We start from the raw sequence: 15,549 nt of genomic DNA, 5'->3' as shown, positions 1-15,549 counted from the left end.
TATAGCGTTATATATAGAATAAAATTTTTATGAAAAAAGTTGCAATAGTAGGTTATAGCTTTATTTTGCCTAAGGGTATTGATAATGATGAAAGTTTGTGGGAAGCCTTAGAGCAAGGGCAAGATTTAGTCTCAGAAATTCCAGATTCTAGATTTGATAAAAGAAAATTTTTCCATCCATCTCGTAAGAAAAGTGGAAAGTCTTATACTTTTTCAGCAGGAGTTCTGCCAGATATTGATCAGTTTGATCCATCTCTTTTTAATATTAGCTCTAGAGAGGCTAATCAAATAGATCCGCAACAGCGATTATTATTAAATCATACCTACTTTGCATTACAAAAAGCAGGCTACTCTCCAGAGCAATTCTCTGGTAGTAATTGTGGTGTATATATAGGTGCATCAAATATTGACTATACATATTTTGCTGTTGAAGATTGTCATAAAATGACCTCTTATGCTATGACAGGTGGTGCAAAAAGTATTATAGCAAACCGTATATCTTATAGCTTTAATCTTAAAGGTCCTAGTATGGTTATTGACACTGCGTGTTCATCATCGCTAGTCGCTTTAGATCTGGCTGTGAAGGCTATACAGTCAGGTCAGCAGGATACTGCTATTGTTGGGGGTGTTAATGCTTTGTTACATCCTATGGCATTTGTGGGTTTCTCTAAAGCATATATGATGTCACCTACGGGGCGTTGTCGAAGTTTCTCAGCAGATGCAGATGGTTACGTCCGCTCTGAAGGCTGTATTGTGTTTGTTATAAAAGACTATCAAAAAGCACTTAAAGATGGCGATACTATTTACGGCCTTATAAATAAAACAGGTAGTAATAGTGATGGTAAAACATCAGGATTACCTTTGCCTAGTTTTGAAGCGCAAAGAGATCTGTTAAACGAGATCTACTCAGATACGGATTTAAATAAATTAGCATATTTAGAAGCTCATGGCACAGGAACTCCTGTAGGTGATCCATTAGAAATACAAGCTATAGCTGATGCTATTTCGCTTAAGAGAAAATCTTCTTTAGTTACAGGGTCTATTAAGTCGAATATCGGGCATTTAGAACCAGCCTCAGGCCTTGCGGGTGTATTAAAAGCTCTAATGGTGTTTAAACATAATAAAATTCCGGCAAATGTTCATTTTGATAAACCAAATCCAAAACTTAAATTGGATGATAATCAAATAACTATTCCTAATAAGACACTTCCAGTTGATATAACTCCAGAAAGTTTAATTGGGGTTAACTCTTTTGGCTTTGGAGGAAGTAATGCTCATGTATTATTACAAGCGCCATCTTCTGATAATTCTATAAAACGTAAATACCTAGATAGCAAATATTTACATGATAAACTGATAATAAAAAGCCATTTAGCTGAGACATTAGAAAAACAAAAGAACGCCCAAAGAGCGCTTGTTGATAATGAGGATGATTATCAAAAATATGCTTTAGTTTCTAAAGCTAATCGTGGTTATAAAGGCTTTTATACTATTTATGATAATTATGAGGATTTTCAAAAAAATAAGAGTCAGGATTATGAAGTAGACTTTCAAGCACGAAAAGTAGCTTTTGTTTTTTCAGGTAATGGCTGTCAATACTCGGGAATGTTAAAGGTTCTAAATGATTCTGATGAACTTTCAGTGTATTTTAAGAATGTTGTTGATGATTTATATTTAATTAGTCAAAAGAGTTTAGAGGATTGGTTAATAATAGATCAAGGATCTTATACTGATACAACAATAGCGCAACCAGCTTTATTTATTTTTCAGACTACTGTTGCAAAATATTTTTTAGATAGCGGGATTAGAGTAAATAATGTTTTAGGACATAGTATAGGTGAGTTAGCAGCAGCTTATGTGGCCGGACATATTTCACTTAGTGAAGCATATCAGCTAGTTATTGCTAGAAGTCAAGCACAAGAGACTACTAAAGGTAAAGGTTCAATGCTTGCAATCAATACTAGTGTTAATGATTTTGAGCAATTACAGAGAGAATTATCCTTACAGAATTTAGATATTGCTGCGATTAATACAAAAGACTCTTTAACAATAGCAGGAGAGTATAAAGATCTTGATATTTTGAGAGAGTATTGTGAAAAGCAGCAAATCTTTTGTCGCCATATAGATGTTGATTACCCCTTCCATTCATCATTTATGAATGATGATGTAAAGGAATTGTTCTTACAAGAAAATCCTAATTTGGATAGTACTACGGTGGATAATAATATTGAATTTATTTCAGCTGTTCTGGGTAAAAAGGTAAATCCTGAAATATTAAAGAATAGTAGCTACTGGTGGGATAATATTGCAAAACCTGTCAATTTTAACGCAGGAGTTGAAAGCTTGCTTTCAAGTGGTATAGATGTATTTGTTGAAATAACACCAAAGAGTGTTCTTAAGCATTATATTAGTGAAATATCACAAAAAAATAAGTCAATTTATTTAAGTGCTGTCAGAAATAATAAACTAGTCTTAGATGAGGTTATTCAGCGCTTATATCTTACTGGAGTTCCTTGGCATAGTAAAGTTATTGAATCTGAGAATATTCCTCTTGTTAAGTCTGAACTTAATTTACAGAGATACTGGTTTGAGATGAATAAAACCATTACATCAGAAGTTGATCATACTTTGATAGGTTGGCGAGTTAATGATAAGACAAATACATGGGTAAATCATATAGACTATAGTATAGCTACTGATTTTCAAGGTCATCGAATTCATGGAACTAGTGTATTACCAGCATCAGCATGGTTAGAGATAGTTTATCAATTAGTTAAACATGTTGAAAATTTGGAAAATGATGAAGTAGTTATATTAAAAGATGTACAGATTTATGCGCCATTATTGCTTCAAGAAGATGATATGAGAACACTGGTTAGTAGTTGCGATGCTGATGGTGTTATTACTATAAAGAGTTTATCTCAATATGGTGAAAATGAAACTATTCATCTTAAATCAAGATATCTACTACAAAATATTCAATCAAATTTTACTTTAGATACTAAAGATGATTTTAAAGCTGAGATTTTATCTGTTGATGAGCATTATAATAACGCAAATACTATTGGATTAAGTTATACTGAAAAGTTTCATATAATTGAAGAGTTAGAGGTTTCTGATGATATTGCGGTTGCATATTTTAATTTAGATAAGCAAACAAAGGATTATGCACTATCTCCTTTTGCTGTAGATGGCGGATTTCAGGCTATTATTTCAATCTTGTCTAAAAGGTTTAATGATGTACAAGCTTTATTTTTGCCTGTAGGTTTTGACTTTAATTACATTTTAAAGCCATATCAGTTTATTAAAAAAGCATTTATAAAACTGAAATATATAAGTGAAAATCTTATTGTAGCAGATTGCTATTACTATGATGTTGATAGTAGTTTAGTTAGTATAGTTAAAGGCGCAAGGTTTGAAAGTGTCGCTAACCAAAATATGACATTACTACCGAGTGATTGTTATATTGAGGATTTAAAGCCTTTACATAAAATTCAAGCAAGATTTTGTAATCAGCCTAAGTTATCCAATCAGTTACCGGACGAGCTATCTTTTGAAGAAGAAAAAATAATCGTAAGTTTCTTACGTCTATTAATAGTAAATAAAGCATACAATCTATATTTGGAAAATCCAAATTATCAATACTCCCGTGAAATAAAAGAGTTATTAGGCTCTTATTTAAATGAAGATAATACTTGGGAAAGTTTAGCTTTTGTTGATGAAATATACGAGATATTGCAGCTAGTATTTGTCGAATATCCAAACTTACTTAAGCTTTTATTACAGTTTTATACCAGAAGTCTACAACTAAATATTCAAACACTTTCTTTTGAAGAGTCGTTAGATGAATTAAATAGTTTTTGGCTAACATACTTAGGTTTGAATATTCAAAAAAGAGTTAGAGATACTATCAATGATCTGACTAATAGCTATGAAATAAATAAAATTCCACTGAAAATATTGGTAATTGGAGATGGTTTACAAGTAGAAGTATTAAAATCTTTAGATATGTATACTCTTGATCTTAGTATCAAAGATAGTTGGGCTGATCTTTATGAAGAACAAAATAATTATTATGATGGTGTTTTTGTTGAGAGTGCTCCAACTTTTATAAAGAAAGATTTCGTTGATTTATGTATTAGTAAACTTAAGCCTGGTGGAGTAGCAAAGCTCTATCTATGGTTGGATAGTTTAGAAGGGCAATTATTGCTAAACATGCTTAAGCCGGTTGTTAAGTGTATAAAGAAAAATGTTGTGGCAAATATTATTGATCATGCTAATGAGTATGATGCAAAAGTAGTTCAAAATGTTTTTAACCAAGAGATTCTTTTACAAAAAGATTTAAAAACTGAAAGTTTCGAATCATCTGAATTTAAACCTTTACAATGTCAGCTATCTTGTTACGGGAGAAAGCCAGTAATTATTTTTAGTGAGAACAGTGTAGGCTTACCATTAGTGGTTAGTGTCGATAAAAATATTTCTCAGCAAGATATTTGGAATATATTACAAGAAATATATAAATCTTCAGCAAAGGTTATTTTAGTTATACTTGAAAGTGATTGGGAAAAAGGAACCTTAACTTCTTCAATACATCAGTCATTACTGGCTACATTAAGAGTTGTTATAAATGAGAAGACATCGACATCAATAACTAGAATAGTTACTGATAACTTAGATTCTCAACAGGATTTGAGTTTTATTTTAGGTAATTATCAGGGACAAGAACTTTTCTTTAGAAATAATGTTTTATATAGTCATGAGATTGCACCATTAAATAATGTATCTTTAGATAAGGAATATAAGCTAAATATAGCCCATAGAGGCTCTTTTAATCATCTTGAATGGCTTGAGAAAGAAGATGCCATTTGTGGTGAAAAAGATGTACGTATTAAAGTGCATTATACAGGACTAAACTTTAGAGATGTAATGTATGCATTAGGCTTAATACCTCAAGAGTCATTGGAATTTGGCTATTTGGGTGCATATCTTGGTATGGAGTTTAGTGGCGAGGTTATTGAAGTTGGAGATGAAGTTTCTCAATTTAAGTTAGGAGATCGTGTTTTTGGTTGTGCTAGACAAAGTTTTTCAACAGAGTTAATTGTTGATAGTAACTATATAAGTCACTTACCTAAGCATTGTTCTATGCAGCAGGGCGCAACAATATCTGTGGCATTTATGACAGCTTATTATGCAATAAGTAGAGTCGCAAAAGCTCAATCAGGACAAAAAATACTTATACATGGTGCTGCCGGAGCGATTGGTCTGGCAGCTATTCAGGTTGCTCATCTTTTAGATCTTGAAATACATGCAACAGTTGGGTCTCAGCAAAAGCGAATATTACTTGAGTCGTTAGGTGTTGAGAATATTTATGATTCAAGAAGCACAGACTTTTTTGTTCAGATGAATCAAAAAGAGATTCAGATGGATATTGTTCTTAATTCACTTTCTAGTGATTTGTTAGAGGCAAGCCTTGCAGTGTTAGCACCTTTTGGACACTTTATAGAGCTAGGTAAAAGAGATATTTTTGAAAATAACACTTTGGCAATGAAAGTATTTCGCAATAATATTACATTTTCTGGGATTGACTTGGATCAGCTAATTAAATACAAGCCACAAGTAATTCAACAAATGTTGTCAGAATTGACACAATACCTCGATGAACAAGCTTTTGTAGCTTTACCATACCAAGAATTTTCAATGTCTAAAATTCAGGAAGCTTTTCGCTGTATGCAGCAGTCTCGACAGCTTGGAAAAGTTATTGTTAATATGCAAAATAAAGAGTCTATTAAAATAGATCAATGGTCTTCTGAATATGCTGCTATAAAAGGAACATATTTGGTTACAGGTGGAACTCAAGGGTTTGGTCTTTATACAGCTAAAGAGTTAGCAAAGCATGGTGCTGAACATCTAATATTAGTTAGTTACAGTGGTAAAATTACTCCAGAAAATAAAGAACAACTAGATGAATTAAATATTACTTATGAAACTCATGCTGTAGATGTAAGCAAAGAGTCATGTGTTAAAGAATTCTTGCAAGACTTATATCGTAATGATGTTGATCTACAAGGGATCATTCATGCTGCTGTGGTATATGATGATCAAGCATTAGATACTTTAACAAAAGATTCATTTGATAAGGTTTTTGATGTTAAGGCACAAGGTGGATTTTGGCTTGATAAGTTCTCACGTGTATGGGATCTAAAACACTTCATAGTTTTCTCCTCAATTGCTGCAACCGTTGGTAATCTTCATCAGGCAAATTATGTTGCTGCAAATGCTTATTTAGAAGGATTGATTGCTCAAAGGCAATTACAGAAGTTAGCTGGTCAATATATTGCTTGGGGACCTATTGCGGATGTTGGTTTGCTCACTAGAAATGAGTCTCTAAAACAGATAATGTCTGGAAGTTTAGGCCTTGTACCTTTATCTTTATTTGATTGTCAACATGTTTTAAATCAAGCTCTGAATGATGCTAATCAAAGCTTTGTAGCTACAAAATTAGAAGGTAATAAGTTAGCAAAAGCATTACCAATATTAAAGACTTCTCGTTATCACCAGTTCATTGATGAAATACAATCAGATTCTGTGACAAGCTTAGATGCGAATATGCTACGCCAAATGTCCAAAGAAGATGCTCAGATATTAATCCAAGATAATGTCATGGTACAAGTTGCTCATATTTTAGGTATTAATAAATCAGCACTAGATTTATCTGCAGATTTGAGAGACTTAGGTATGGATTCTTTAATGGCTTTTGAACTTGCTGTGAATCTGGAAGATAAATTTACAGGTGTTGCAATATCAGCAATGTCTATGGCTCAATTAAAAACTTCACAAGATATTGTGCAGATGATTGTGCGTAATATATATGGTGATGATAAAAATCAAGATGCTGATAATACTATAGAAATAATTAAACAAAGACATGGTGAAGAATAAGTGACAAAAAAATTATTTAATAACTTATCTAAGATTAAATCAAAAGTTATGGAAGCTGATAGTGTTACTCATAACACATCAACAAAACATAATAACTATGATTTTAAAAAACATCCGTTATATCAAGAGTTGAGTTATGGTCGTCAAACAGCCGAAAGGTTTAAGATAACCGATCCACTATATCGTAAATATAATGGGTTAGCGAATAACTATATTACTCAGCAGGATAGAAAGCTAGTTAATTTTGGCTCTTATAATTATTTAGGTTTAAATGGACACCCTCAAACTGCTAACAAAATTTCAGATATTATCAAGAAAGAAGGTACATCTGTGTCAGCAAGTCGGATTGTAGCAGGTCAAAGACCTATTCATGGACAATTAGAAAGTCATATAAGTCAGTTATACGAGACAGATGATGCTGTAGTTTTTGTTAGTGGTCATGCGACTAATGTTTCAGTTATTAGTTGTTTAACATATGAAAAAAGCTTAATTTTATATGATCAACTAGCTCATAATAGTATTATGCAAGGAGTTAAACTCTCTAATGCTAAAGCTATTGGCTTTCGCCATAATGATATAGGTCACTTAACACAGTTGTTGCAACAAAATGTACATAAGTATGAGCAAATATTCATAGTTATAGAAGGCTTATATAGTATGGATGGGGATATTCCAGATCTTCCGGCTATTATACGACTTAAAAAAGAGTATGGTGCTGTACTAATGGTTGATGAAGCTCATGGGTTAGGTGTGTTAGGTCAAAAAGGCAAAGGTGTTTTTGAACATTATGATTTATCTCCCAAAAGTGTAGATATCTGGATGGGGACATTGAGTAAAACATTGTGCAGTTGTGGTGGTTATATTGCTGCAAACCAAACTATTATTGATATATTACGCTATTATGCTCCTGGATTGGTTTATAGTGTAGGTTTATCACCATGTGATACTGCAGCTGCATTAAGTTCAATAAAGCTTATGCTTGATGAGCCAGATAGGGTTGTTAAGTTGCAAAAAAATAGTGAGTATTTACTTGAAGAATTTCAAAAATCAGGGCTTAATACTGGGGGTGCTATCGGTAGAGCTGTAATACCGGTTATTATTGGGAGCTCAAGGAAAGCGGTTATTTTATCAAATAAGTTATTTGATGATTATGCTATTAATGCTATGCCAATAATGTACCCAGCTGTTGAGGAAAAAAAAGCGAGATTGCGTTTCTTTGTTTCTAGTGATCATACTCAAGAGCAGCTAGATAATACAGTTAAAGCTTTGAAGGAGTTGATTTAGTGTCAAAAGATAAAGTAATCTTTTTTAGTCATGATAGTATCTTTGCGCGTTTAATGTTAGATTATTTGCTTTCTCAAGAAGATATTGAAATAGTGGGAGTTGTTTTATCAACTTGCATTATGAGGCGCGGTAAAATGCAAATACTTGATTATTGGAGGCTGTATAGAACTTGTGGTTTGGGTTATATTCTATACTTGTCATATGCAAATATCTTGTATCCCATATTAGGCCAGTCAAAGTTTCCAAGTATAAAAAAACAACAAAAAAAATATGGTTTTAAAATAATAAATACTCTAGACGTTAATTCGTCAAGTGTCATAAAACAGCTGCAAGTTTTAGACTCTGATTATTTCGTTTCAGGACATTTTAATCAAATTTTTTCTGAAGATTTATTAATGCTACCTCATAAAGATGCTATTAATATTCATCCATCACTTCTGCCTAAGTGGAAGGGGGTTGATCCTGTTGTATCTGCAATAGCTAATAATGATCATAACTTTGGTGTTACAGTACATCAGCTAACTAAAGATGTTGATCAAGGTGGTATTTATGAGCAAAAAAAATTATCTGCCAAAAAAAATAGTTTACTTGAAACTTATACGAGTTTATTTCAGTTAGGTATAGAAACTTTCGTTAAGGTTAGAGACCAGAGCAGTTTAAGTGAACAAAATAAGAACCAGGGGAGTTACTATTCCTGGCCTAGTTCTCAAGATTTTAAAAAATCAAGGATTTATTTTAAAAGCTGATACTGATCTAAACTAAATTTAAGTAAATTTTCAACATCAATATCTTGTTTACTCTTATAGTAATTATTGTTTTCTCCAAAAGAAATAAAATAATCTGTTTTATAGTAATCAGTTTGAGATAGATTATACTTTGATATGCTTGGCTTATGATCACCGTACCATATTAGAAGAGTGTCCTTATTAGAGCTCTTTAGTAATGATTTTAGCATTTCATTAGCTTTAAAATTTAAGTCTAAATATGTATCTACTTCATCATTTCCTGATTTTGCCTGATATTTTTTTGGATCTTGGCGAGGTAATGTGTATGGACCATGTCCTGCAATTGTTATTACAAAAGCAAATAATTTTCTATCTTTATTTATTTTTAAAAAATCATGTACAAATTCATTTAAGTCTGAGTCTGAAGTAAATATATCAGTTTTTTTAAATACTGATTCGTCAATAAACTCATCGAAGCCAAGATGATTAAAAACCTTATTACGATTAAAAAAAGCTTTTTTAAAAGGATGAATAACTACACAGTAGTACCCATCATCTTTTAGCTGTTTTATATAACTATTAGAGATATGTTTATATATTTTCCTATAAGGATTAAAAGAGTGATGTTTTAGTTGATCGGGTGAAACCCCTGTCAAGAAAGAAAATTCTGAGCGCATAGTATATGCTCCATAACAAGGAACATTTAATTTTCCTTGTATAGCCTTATCAGAGGCTGGGTAGTCAAATAATTGATTTGTTACTATAAAAGATTCAGATTGAATAGCTAATATAGTTTTTGGTTTTTTACTATCTAGGTTTGATATTTTAGGATTAAACTTTCTAGGTGTTCTTTGACTTGCGTAAAATAAAAGGCTCATAATTAAGCCTAGATCTTTAATATTTTCTTTAAAGGAATTATTTTTATATAGCGTTTTGATTATTAGTGTTGCCAGGCTTAGTAATAAGAATAAAATTAAATTAGTTATAAACGTTGTGTAGTTAAAAGGGTCTCTCCATAAATAACAAAGATAAACAATAACTATTGAAGTAAGAGTTATTGTAATAGCGATCAAAAAGAACTTTACAGTCCCTACAAAAGGAATATAAAATTTAGGGAAACGAAATACCTGACTATAGAGAAAAATATCTTCATAATGAAAGTGTTCCTTTAAGATTTTACGTTTTGTTATATCAATCATGATGACTATACTCAATAATAATATTATTATGCATAAGCTTAAAAAGTCATTTAATATGATTGAATCGATAAGTGTATATAGCCAGCAAATGGCTAATGTATTGTAAAAACTACGAGTGGATAAACCATTAATACTTAAATTAATAAGCAGTAATAGACAACCAACTATGATTATATCTAAGTTATTCTCTACTAGCATATACATATTATTTTCTACCATATCCTGATTTAATCATAAACCAATCAGCTATTTTATATGGAAGAATACTTTGTATTCTTATTGCAATTTGTAGGATAAAAGGAAAACGGATATAAGCTTTTCGAGCATTTATTTTTTTATAAATATATCTGGCGGCTTTCTCTGTAGATATCAGAAACGGTTTGGGCCTTATAAACTGCTCACTCATATTAGATTTAACAAATCCCATTGTAATTACAGAGATATTAATATTAGTTTTATAGCAATATTGTCTTACAGACTCTGCATATACTCGAATACCAGCTTTGCTTGCACAGTAAGATGGAGAGTATCCCATACCGTAGTATGAGGCTAAAGAAGAAAAATAAACAATATGTCCTATATTTCTTTCTAACATTTTTGGTAATAGATAGTTTGTTACAGTAATAGCACCGTTTAGATTCGTTTTTAATAATTTATCACAATGGTATAAGTCTTCAAATTCATTATTATTTATAAGTGATGTTATACCTGCTGCATAAATGCATAAATCAATTGGGTGTTTTGATAAGATTTTTTGTAGTATATCAGATAAGTTTTTTGTATTAGTCACATCACAAGGAAAATAGCCTATTGAGCCTACGCCAGTTTTTTGGCACTTATCTTGTACTTCTTTTAGACTTTCTTCATTGCGTGCGATAAGAATTAGATTATTACCTTTGGTAGCATAGTTTAATGCTATATGCTTGCCTACTCCGCGTGATGCCCCAACAATAAGTATGTTCATTATAAATTTACTTCTAATATTTTTTGAGTTACAAAAGGTATGGCAATACTTATTCCATGTTTACTATAAAAGCCACCATTAAACTGATTTTGATCTAGTAAATATTTTTTAAAATCATGAACTAGTTTTGGATTAGGTTTTTTAGGATTTTTCCAAAAGTTTTCTAATGGCTGCATATCTGTTAGACCTTCAAAGTTATATATTGCATTACCCAAGGCTTTTGTAGGCTTTCCATGAGATAATGACTGTAACCCCACTGTACTATTTATTACTATAACTCCTTTTGATTGATCAATAAGTGTTGGTAAGTGTCCTCCATCTAGTACTAGAACTCTTTTTTTTAAGTGTTTTTCCTTCTTAAGTTTTTTCTTAATATACTTTACGCTATCAACTATTAAAGTGTCAAAGGGGTGAATCTTAAATACTAAGTATATTTCACTAGATGTGTGTTGGTCAAAATTATTGATGACTTCATCTATCATTTCTAAAGTTGAGCTATACCTTGAGTGCTCTATTATCTGGAAATCATGACTTAATTGGAGGGGCACTAAGAAAAATTTTTTATCTTTTAAGTATTCTAACTGCTTAGGTAGATAAAATCTTGTTGTTATTTCTTTTTTACTAAAACGTCGTATCCAACCTATGTATTCTCTATATATTTTTGCTTTTCTATGATGTCTGTAGTTCCTAAAATAGAAAAAGTTTAAAATATTTATAACATGATAGTTTAAGTCCCACTTTAAACGTGTAAACAAAGAGTTTTGGACTCTTATTAATGGGTATTTTCTAAGTGGCTTGTATGATTTATAGAATTCTCTGTTTTTTGGGGTTTTACTATAGTTATTTGCGCCAGAATTATATTCTAATGTTATTGTATTTGGCCTTATATACCCTTCCTCAAAGATCCAGGTGTTAATACCCATGGATTTAGCTACTTGTATTGCCTTAATGTGATAAGGGCGACAATCTCCTAATAATAAGATATCTGTTATATTTGAAGCTCTTAAAGTATTTCCTATAAAATCTTCAAAATTTGTAAGTGTACCTTTATAAGGTATTAGTGCAAAATCCCACCATAAACTGTCACTATTGCATAATTGTAACTTGTAAATTCTACTATAACCTTCTCGGCATAGTTCATGAGCCAACTCATTAAAGAAAGGGGATATAGGTCCTTGCAGAAATAAGAAACTTCTTTTAAATGGAATTTTTGTATGCATCATCTATAACTATATAAAATCTTTTAGAGAACTTAAGAAGTGATATTAGTATTATTGTAGCATTTTTATTTTATTTGTTTTGAAATTATTTAATAAATATGAGCATGTTTGTTGTAAATAAAGATTTGAAAAAAGACAGATTTTAAGAGATAATGTCAAATCGATTTTTATTTAATAATTCTATTTTGTAAGAGTATGAAAGAAGTTATTTGTCTTAAAAAAAATATTATAATATTTTTTATTTTTTTATTTTTTACGCTGTCACAAGCTAATGCTGATGCCTTAACTAGTGCTGGCGCTTCTGCGAATTCGCTTACTGGACAGCTTGATTTTGGTCAAGGTGGCAAGTATCCTAATGCACAAAAAATGTCTTCTGGATCAACTGCTGGCTTACAAAATGCAGGTTTAGCATCAGTTACGGCGATGGATCCTGGACACAGGATAGAGGATAAGGATGGTAGTCAGTTTTCTAACAAGGTTATAAATGAAGACAATATTGGTCAACTAATGCATTTGAATGTATTTGGGGCTAATTTATTTAGTAATCAATGCTTAGGATTACCTCAGATTGCTTTATTTAATCCAAATTATGTGATAAGTATAGGAGATAAGATATCATTATCTTTATGGGGGGCTTTTGAGTATACAGCTGTTGTTGAAGTTGATAGTCAAGGTAATATATTTATCCCTAAAGTAGGTCCAGTACACGTTGAAGATATTCCTAATAAAGAGCTTAATAATGTTATAAGTACAGCGTTGAAGAAAACTTTTGAGAAGAATGTCACAGCATACGCTCATTTAATGAGTGCTCAACTGGTACAAATTTTTGTATCTGGATATGTAGCAAAACCAGGTTTGTATGATGGTATGTCATCGGATTCCATACTTTATTTTTTATGTCAAGCAGGAGGAGTCATACCATCTCAAGGTAGCTATAGAAATATTGATTTGGTTAGAAACGGTAAAGTGATATCGCATATAGATTTATATAATTTTTTATTAGATGGTGTTATGCCATTTTCTCAGCTTCAGCAAGGAGATAGTATAGTTGTTAGACCTAAGGAATCATCTATTAGTGTTATAGGTCAGGTTAAGACGCCTGCTCTATATGAGCCTAAAGATGGTAAGTTTGATTTATCTAGTTTGATTAAGCTAGCAGGAGTTAAGCCTGATGCAACGTATGCGTTGATTGAAGATAATAGAGGGTTAAATCCTACAAATAAATATATTCCATTGAGTGATGTTGCAGGTCAAACAATAGAAGGTGGTGAGGATGTTACATTGACATCGGATCAAAATATTAAACAGTTAACAGTTTCTGTAAGTGGAGCTATTTTAGGGCCACATCAGTTTGTTGTTCCTTTAGGGACTACATTGGAAGATGTGGTTGAGAAGTTGAAATTTAGGTCAACGGCAGATGTTAATAATTTACAGTTGTTTAGAAAGAGTGTAGCTGCGGCACAGAAGGCTGCTATAGATGCTAGTTTAAATTATCTTGAGCAACAAGCATACACAAAGAGTGCATTGACGAAAGATGGTTTAGCGATGCAACAGCAATATGCTGGCTTAGTATCTACATTTGTAGCAAAAGCTAAGAAAGTTCAGCCGAAAGGTCAGGTTATTGTTGGGCCTAAGGATAAATGGGCGCAAATAGCGTTACAGAACAATGATGTTATTAATATACCAAATGAGAATCAAGTTATTACAATTAGCGGCCAGGTTATGGCGCCTATGGCGATTAATTATAATAAGAAGTTTGGTATAGAAGATTATATAAATGCAGTTGGTGGTTATACTCCGAGTGCTGAGACAGGGTATGTATTATTGCTACATGAAGATGGCACTGCTGAGAAGGTTAGTATGGGTATGTTCTCATCATTCTTCTCACATTCTGTGGCGGTTAGGCCTGGGGATCAGATAATAGTTCCTAATGAGGGTATGTCTGAGGCGTTGCCTATAATGGCGACAATAGCGCAGATAGTATTCCAGATAGCGTTTGCTGCTAGAGTATTTATTGCTCCTGTGTAACCTATATAATCTTTATAGCGCTTAATATTTATTGTATGTGATAAGTATTTTCTCTAAAATATCTTTAATTTTTAAAGTAAGGTTATTGAAATAAATTTATGAAAAAGAGAATTTTTTTATCTATAGGCTTGTTAGTAAGTTTTGGTTCTTTATATGCAAAAGAGTTGTATTCACGAAATTGTGACTCTATTCCTGAAGATATTCCCATCTATAAAGGTATCGATAAAGGTAATTGGAATGGTTACTCAGAAGGACAGTTTATTAAGTTTAAAGATAAAATATATGAGCTTAAAGGAGATTGGTGGACCAGCAAATCTCCAGAAGAAAATAAATATTGGATGTTTTGTAAGAATATTGATAAGCCAGTACTGTTAATTACAATGCCTCAAAAACCATCATCTATTAATACTCGAGTAAAACCATTCGTTACTATTTATGAGAATAATACTCAGATTGCAAAGCTAGATAGTGTTGGGTGGGGCGATTCTACTAAATTAAAAGTTGAGCCTGGAACTATTAAAGTAAATGTAGCAAATATAGGATCAAATATAGGATATTCGTATCCATCTGAAACTAACGTTAGACGTGAAGGAAAGAAAAGTATAAATGTTTATTTTAAAAATATTGATGCTGGTTCAGTTAATATTAATGCTAAAATCAAGCTATCTTCAGGTTCTAGTCTAAAGTATGTACCTTATACTATTAAAAATATATCTGGAGATATAGTATCTAAAGGCAAACTAGCTTTAAACTCTAAAACACTATTAAGTGATCTTCCTGTAAAATCAAATAAGGGGACTGAATATATTATACAAACTGGCAAAGTTGTTAATGGGGGAAAGCTTATTAAGGCTCTTCCTAAGACTGTCGTAATAAATAAAGATAAAACTACTAATGTTAATCTTGATTTTGAAAGTTGGTCAACTGCTACAGAAAGAGTTGATATTGCAGTTTCAGATCTACCTAAAGGCAAGCAAGCAACTTTAGATCTTATAAGTAAAGAAGGAGATATTAAAAAGATTAAAATTGAGAATAATGGAACTCATACAGTACTACTGCCTAAGGATAATACTTGTTGGAAATTGTTAGTAGATAAAGATCTTCAGGGACATAAAGTAAATGTTACACCAAATTCTTTTGTGACTAATAAAAGTTGTTTGAATGGTAGGCTTAATGTTTCATAAAGTGATT

At 31.7% G+C, this 15,549-nt stretch carries 8 protein-coding genes; 5 read left to right on the top strand and 3 right to left on the bottom strand.

Annotated features, from left to right (window positions below):
- Window positions 1–29: 29 nt before the first annotated feature.
- From F7310_RS08470 to F7310_RS08460, 3 genes are read left to right on the top strand one after another with little or no spacing between them, the layout of a single operon-like run.
- The gene (locus F7310_RS08470; RefSeq protein WP_072713171.1) at window positions 30–6,938 is read left to right on the top strand and encodes a type I polyketide synthase; all 6,909 of its coding nucleotides are present in this window, start codon (window positions 30–32) and stop codon (window positions 6,936–6,938) included.
- On the top strand, window positions 6,939–8,222 hold the full coding sequence (locus tag F7310_RS08465; protein ID WP_072713170.1) for an aminotransferase class I/II-fold pyridoxal phosphate-dependent enzyme: 1,284 nt from the start codon (window positions 6,939–6,941) through the stop codon (window positions 8,220–8,222).
- Window positions 8,222–8,968: a formyltransferase family protein gene (locus tag F7310_RS08460; protein ID WP_072713169.1), complete on the top strand. Its 747-nt coding sequence runs from the start codon at window positions 8,222–8,224 to the stop codon at window positions 8,966–8,968. The genes F7310_RS08465 and F7310_RS08460 overlap by 1 nt, the downstream gene beginning before the upstream one ends.
- Here the strand turns inward: F7310_RS08460 and F7310_RS10525 are convergent.
- From F7310_RS10525 to F7310_RS08445, 3 genes are all read right to left on the bottom strand, one after another.
- Window positions 8,953–9,825 carry an LTA synthase family protein gene (locus F7310_RS10525; protein ID WP_158513257.1) on the bottom strand — a complete coding sequence of 291 codons (873 nt, stop codon included), beginning with the start codon at window positions 9,823–9,825 and terminating at the stop codon, window positions 8,953–8,955. The genes F7310_RS08460 and F7310_RS10525 overlap by 16 nt on opposite strands.
- A gap of 526 nt (window positions 9,826–10,351) precedes the next feature.
- On the bottom strand, window positions 10,352–11,110 hold the full coding sequence (locus F7310_RS08450) for an SDR family NAD(P)-dependent oxidoreductase (RefSeq protein WP_072713167.1): 759 nt from the start codon (window positions 11,108–11,110) through the stop codon (window positions 10,352–10,354).
- Window positions 11,110–12,333, bottom strand: coding sequence for a capsular biosynthesis protein (locus F7310_RS08445; protein WP_236939858.1), 1,224 nt, complete (start codon window positions 12,331–12,333; stop codon window positions 11,110–11,112). The genes F7310_RS08450 and F7310_RS08445 overlap by 1 nt, the downstream gene beginning before the upstream one ends.
- Window positions 12,334–12,525: 192 nt before the next feature.
- Between F7310_RS08445 and F7310_RS08440 the strand changes: the two genes are divergently transcribed.
- Complete coding sequence (locus tag F7310_RS08440; protein ID WP_072713166.1) at window positions 12,526–14,358, top strand: polysaccharide biosynthesis/export family protein; 1,833 nt, start codon at window positions 12,526–12,528, stop codon at window positions 14,356–14,358.
- Window positions 14,359–14,456: 98 nt separating this feature from the next.
- Window positions 14,457–15,542, top strand: coding sequence for a hypothetical protein (locus tag F7310_RS08435; RefSeq protein ID WP_072713165.1), 1,086 nt, complete (start codon window positions 14,457–14,459; stop codon window positions 15,540–15,542).
- The last annotated feature ends 7 nt before the right edge of the window (window positions 15,543–15,549 follow it).

Origin of the sequence: Francisella uliginis, assembly GCF_001895265.1 — a bacterium.
Taxonomy (GTDB): Bacteria; Pseudomonadota; Gammaproteobacteria; order Francisellales; family Francisellaceae; genus Francisella; species Francisella uliginis.
Note: the sequence above shows the minus strand (reverse complement) of the source record. Positions and strands in the feature narration are given on the sequence as shown.

Coding starts and splice junctions, on each gene's coding strand:
- F7310_RS08470 (WP_072713171.1), top strand. CDS start 30: ATGAAAAAAGTTGCAATAGTAGGTTATAGCTTTATTTTGCCTAAGGGT.
- F7310_RS10525 (WP_158513257.1), bottom strand. CDS start 9,825: ATGAGCCTTTTATTTTACGCAAGTCAAAGAACACCTAGAAAGTTTAAT.
- F7310_RS08450 (WP_072713167.1), bottom strand. CDS start 11,110: ATGAACATACTTATTGTTGGGGCATCACGCGGAGTAGGCAAGCATATA.
- F7310_RS08445 (WP_236939858.1), bottom strand. CDS start 12,333: ATGATGCATACAAAAATTCCATTTAAAAGAAGTTTCTTATTTCTGCAA.
- F7310_RS08440 (WP_072713166.1), top strand. CDS start 12,526: ATGAAAGAAGTTATTTGTCTTAAAAAAAATATTATAATATTTTTTATT.
- F7310_RS08435 (WP_072713165.1), top strand. CDS start 14,457: ATGAAAAAGAGAATTTTTTTATCTATAGGCTTGTTAGTAAGTTTTGGT.